Genomic DNA, 5005 nt, shown 5'->3' with positions numbered 1-5005 from the left:
CAGCCGGGCGGCCAGGGAGCCGAGCGCCCCGCGCGCCTCCGGGGACGGGCGCGGTCCCGCCGCCGCCAGCTCCGCACCGTCCGGCCCGTACAGCACCGCCCACCCGCCCAGGTGCCGTGCCAGGAGCCGCAGCACGGCCGGTACCGGATGGGGCCGCGCGGCGGCGGCCGCGAGCGACTGCTGCACTTCCGTGATCCGCCGCAGCTCCTGGTGGCGGCGCTCGGCCATCGCGTCCCACACGGCGCTCGCGACGGCCGTGAACGTCGTCTCCCGCGGCACCTCCACCAGCGGCAGCCCGTGCCGGTCGCACGCCTCGATCAGCGCCCGCGGCACCTCCTGGTGCACCGGCGCGATGCCGAAACCCAGCGCCGTGGCGCCCGCCTCGACCGTACGGGCCACATAGCGGTCCCAGTACGCGTCCGTCGCCTCCGGGCCGTGCACCCCGGCGCTGAGCAGCAGTTCGCCGCCCAGCAGATACGGAACGGGGTCCTCCATCTCGCTCGTGTGCACGAGGTACACCGGCGCCTCCCCGCACGGCCCGGCGACCTGCCGCAGCCCCAGGCCGGGGTGGTCCAGCAGGACGGCCAGAGGCACGGGAACTGTCGGCGGCATGGCCTTTTCCTCCATCCCGGGAACCGTGAGTGGAGGAAACGTACACTTCCCGGCCTCTTCGGCGACACCCTAAGGTCGCGGTCACCGTCCCCGCCGTGAGGAGCCCCACCATGACCGCTGTCGACTACACGGTGATCGTCGTCTATCTCGCGGGCATGCTCGCCCTCGGCTGGTGGGGCATGCGCCGCACCACGTCGACCAGCGACTTCCTGGTCGCGGGCCGCCGTCTGGGCCCCGCCATGTACTCCGGGACGATGGCCGCGATCGTGCTCGGCGGCGCCTCCACCATCGGCGGCGTCGGCCTCGGCTACCAGTACGGGCTCTCGGGCGCCTGGATGGTCCTCACCATCGGCCTCGGCCTGCTCGCCCTGTCCGTCTTCTTCTCGGCGCGCATCGCCCGCCTCAAGGTCTACACGGTCAGCCAGATGCTGGACCTGCGCTACGGCGGGTCCTCCGGGCTGATCTCGGGCATCGTCATGTGGGCGTACACCCTGATGCTCGCGGTCACCTCGACCATCGCGTACGCCACCATCTTCGACGTGATCTTCGGTCTCGACCGCGTCGTGGCGATCGTGCTCGGCGGGGCCATCGTGATCTGCTACTCCACGCTCGGCGGCATGTGGTCGATCACGCTCACCGACATGGTGCAGTTCGTCGTGAAGACCGTCGGCGTGCTGCTCCTCCTGCTGCCGATCGCCGTCGTCAAGGCGGGCGGCTTCGCCGCGATGAAGTCCGAACTGCCGCCGAGCTACTTCTCCCCCATGGGCATCGGCGCCCAGACGGTCTTCACCTACGTGCTCATCTACTCCTTCGGCATGCTCATCGGCCAGGACATCTGGCAGCGCGTCTTCACCGCCCGCGACGACAAGGTCGCCCGCGTCGGCGGCACCGCGGCCGGGACGTACTGTCTGGCGTACGCGGTCGCCGGAGCGGTCATCGGTACGGCGGCGAAGACCCTCTACCCCCACCTCGGCGCCCCCGACGACGCGTTCGCGACCATCGTCAAGGACGCGCTTCCCATCGGCGTCAAGGGGCTCGTCCTGGCGGCGGCCCTGTCCGCGGTGATGTCGACGTCCTCCGGCGCCCTCATCGCCTGCGCCACGGTCGCGAACAACGACATCTGGGCCCGCCTCCGGGGCCGCCCCGCCAACGCCTCGCACGACGAGGTCGCGGGCAACCGCCTCTTCATCCTCGTCATGGGCGTCACGGTGGTCGGCATCTCCATCGCGCTGAACAATGTCGTCGAGGCGCTGACCGTCGCCTACAACGTGCTGGTCGGCGGGCTCCTGGTGCCGATCCTGGGCGGCCTGCTGTGGAAGCGCGGCACGGGCGCGGGAGCGCTGGCGTCGGTGGCCGTGGGCGGTACGACGGTGATCGGGCTGATGCTCTGGAAGGGCGTCCTCGCCAGCGAGCCCATCTACATCGGCCTGCTGGCCTCGCTCGTGGCGTACGTGGCGGTGAGCCTGGCCACGAAGCCGACGGACGCGGCGGTCCTGGACGCCTGGCACCGCCGCCTGGCCGGTGACCCGGCCCCCGAACCCGCCCCCACCCCGGCGAACGCGTAATCCCCACACCACCACCAGGAAAGGGCACCCCCCATGCGCACCGCACCGCGCGAGCGCCACGGCGGCGATCTCGTCGTCGAATCCCTCACCGCGCTCGGCGCGACCACCGTCTTCGGGCTCCCCGGGCAGCACGCGCTGGGCGCCTTCGACGCCCTGCGCCGCTCCGGCCTCGACTACGTGGGCCTGCGCGTGGAGAACAACGCGGGGTTCGCGGCCGACGCCTTCGCCCGCGTCACCGGCTCCGTCGCCCCGCTGCTGGTGTCCACCGGCCCCGGCGCGCTCATGACGCTGGCGGCGCTCCAGGAGTCGGCCGCGGCGTCCGCGCCGGTGCTGGGGATCGGCAGCCAGGTGCCCACCCCGGGGCTCGGCGGCGGCCGTAAGGGATATCTGCATGAACTGGCCGACCAGAAGGCGTCGTTCCGCGACATCGTCAAGTCCGTCCACACGGTCCGCGCGGCCTCGCAGATCCCGTCCGCCCTCGCCGCCGCGTGGGCGTCCGCCCTGGAGGCACCGGCGGGCCCGGTGTGGCTGGAGATCCCGCAGGACGTCCTGCTGGCCCCCACCTCCGTACCGCCCGTCACCTCTCTGACGGCGACCCCGCGCCCCCTGCCACCCCGGCTCGAACTGATGGAACAAGCCGCACACCTCCTGAGCACGGCCGAGCGCCCGGTGATCCTCGCCGGAGGCGGGGTCGTCCGCGCGGGGGCGTGCGAGGAACTGCGCACGCTGGCCGAGCGCCTGGACGCCCCCGTGGCCACGACGTTCGGCGGGAAGGGCGCGTTCCCCTGGGACCATCCCCTCTCCCTCCGGTCCTGGCTGGAGGACCGGCACACGACCGACCTGCTGGAGGACGCGGACGTCCTGCTCGTGGTCGGCTCGGGGCTCGGCGAACTCTCGTCCAACTACCACACGTTCCGGCCCCGCGGTCAGGTCATCCAGATCGAGGCCGACCTCGGCAAGCTGGAGTCCAACCACCCGGCCCTCGGCATCCACGCCGACGCGGGGCCCGCCCTGACCGCCCTGGCGGGCGAGGTCACCCCCCGCCCGCAGAAGACCGGCGCCGAGACCGCGGCCGTCCTGCTGGATCGCGTACGGCGGCGGATCGCGGCGCAGGACCTGGACCTGGAGCAGCAGGTGCTGGGCGCCGTGCGGGAGGCCCTGCCCGATGACGCGCCCAGCTTCTGGGACATGACGATCCTCGCGTACTGGGCCTGGTCCGCGTTCGACCCGCGCGCGGGCGCGATGCACTCCGCCCAGGGCGCGGGCGGCCTCGGCTACGGGCTTCCGGCCGCGCTGGGGGCCGCCACCGCGGACCGTACGAAGCCGGTGCTGGCCGTGTCGGGCGACGGCGGGGCCATGTACTCGATCGCCGAACTCGCCACCGCGCGCCAGTACGACCTGCCGGTGACCTGGCTGATCGTGGACGACGGCGGCTACGGGATCCTGCGCGAGTACATGACGGACGCGTTCGGCGAGGCGACGGCCACCGAACTGGCCCGCCCGGACTTCGTCGCGCTCGCCGAGTCCTTCGGCGTGCCGGCCGTGCGGACGGCACCCGACCGGCTGCGCACCGACCTGGCGGCGGCGCTGGCCGCCCCGGGCCCCTCGGTCGTCGTCCTCCCCGCCGTCCTGCGCATGTTCGCGCCCACCCACCTCGGAGAACCGCACCAGGGCTGATCGGAGGAACCCGGCCCGCCCCCGGCCGAGCCTCAGGCGCGGGCCCCGGCAGGAGTCCTTACCGTGCCAGTGACCCATTGGCTCCGGCCTCGTTCACCCCGGCGGGGGAACGAGACGATCGCAGGTAAGGCGAGGTGCTCTGGATGGTGGCTCCGCCGGACAACGACGTGCTCCGGGCACGCACCCTGTCGTACGCCCATGACGGCTCGCCCGCCCTCGCCAGTGTCTCCGTCGGTGCCCGCGAGGGCGAGATCCTGGCGGTGACCGGCCCCCGGGGCTGCGGGAAGACCACGCTCCTGAAGTGTCTGTCGGGCCAGCTCGTCCCGGACGACGGAGAGGTGTGGTTCAACGACACCGCCGTGCACTCCCTCACCCCCCTGAGCCGCGAGCGGCTGTGGCGCGACCACTTCGGCTGGATCGACACCGAACCGCAGCTCGTGCCGGAGCTGACCGGGTGGGAGAACGCGGCGCTGCCGCTGATGCTGCGCGGCGCCGGGCGGCGCGCCGCGAAGAGCGCGGCGTGCGAGTGGCTGGAGCGGCTCGACGTCGCGGAGTGCGCGGGGGTGCGCCCCGGCGCGCTGCTCCAGTCGCAGCGTCAGCGGGTCGCGATCGCGCGGGCGCTGGCGCCGGCGCCCAGTGTGCTGTTCGCGGACGAGCCCACCGCGCCGCTGCACCGCGCCGACCGCGCCCAGGTGCTGCGTACGCTCACCTCGGCGGCGCGGACGCACGGCATCACCGTCGTCCTCGCCACCCAGGACCCGGAGGTGGCCACGCTCGCCGACCGCACCGTGACGCTGCTGGACGGCCGCCTGGTGGACTCGGCGGCGTCCCCCGACGCGGAGGGCATCGCGGCGTGCTCAGCCTCCGCCTAGCCCGCGGCTCCCATCCGCTGGTCCTGCTGCGACGGTCACTGGTGGCCGTCGCGGCGGCGGGCGCGAGTTTTCTGCTGCTGACCGCCCTGGGGTTCGCGGCGAGCCACCCGGCCGACCCCGACGGGGCGCTCGCGCGGCTGCTGTGGTGCGTCGTCCCGCTGGCCGCGACCGTGCAGCTGGCGATGTCCGTCGCCCGGGCCGACCCGAGCACCCGCCCGGGGGCGGGGTTCGCCGCGGCCGGGCTCGGACCGGCCCGGCTGGCGCTGCTGGCGGGCGTCG

At 73.7% G+C, this 5005-nt stretch carries 4 protein-coding genes and 1 pseudogene; 4 read left to right on the top strand and 1 reads right to left on the bottom strand.

Annotated elements, in window-relative coordinates:
- Window positions 1-612: PucR family transcriptional regulator ligand-binding domain-containing protein (locus tag EEJ42_RS34020; RefSeq protein ID WP_425473005.1), on the bottom strand; the 612-nt coding region annotated here is incomplete at its 3' end.
- Window positions 613-722: 110 nt separating this feature from the next.
- Between EEJ42_RS34020 and EEJ42_RS34015 the strand changes: the two genes are divergently transcribed.
- From EEJ42_RS34015 to EEJ42_RS34000, 4 genes and pseudogenes are all read left to right on the top strand, one after another.
- Complete coding sequence (locus tag EEJ42_RS34015) at window positions 723-2177, top strand: sodium:solute symporter family protein (RefSeq protein ID WP_123105935.1); 1455 nt, start codon at window positions 723-725, stop codon at window positions 2175-2177.
- A 33-nt stretch (window positions 2178-2210) separates the two neighbouring features.
- Window positions 2211-3854: a thiamine pyrophosphate-binding protein gene (locus EEJ42_RS34010; protein WP_123105933.1), complete on the top strand. Its 1644-nt coding sequence runs from the start codon at window positions 2211-2213 to the stop codon at window positions 3852-3854.
- Window positions 3855-3997: 143 nt separating this feature from the next.
- Window positions 3998-4726: an ABC transporter ATP-binding protein gene (locus EEJ42_RS34005; protein ID WP_123105931.1), complete on the top strand. Its 729-nt coding sequence runs from the start codon at window positions 3998-4000 to the stop codon at window positions 4724-4726.
- Window positions 4708-5005, top strand: a pseudogene (locus tag EEJ42_RS34000) (hypothetical protein); the annotation flags it as partial. The gene EEJ42_RS34005 and the pseudogene EEJ42_RS34000, both read left to right, overlap by 19 nt.

It is taken from the genome of Streptomyces botrytidirepellens (genome assembly GCF_003721215.1).
Lineage (GTDB): Bacteria > Actinomycetota > Actinomycetes > Streptomycetales > Streptomycetaceae > Streptomyces > Streptomyces himastatinicus.
Note: the sequence above shows the minus strand (reverse complement) of the source record. Positions and strands in the feature narration are given on the sequence as shown.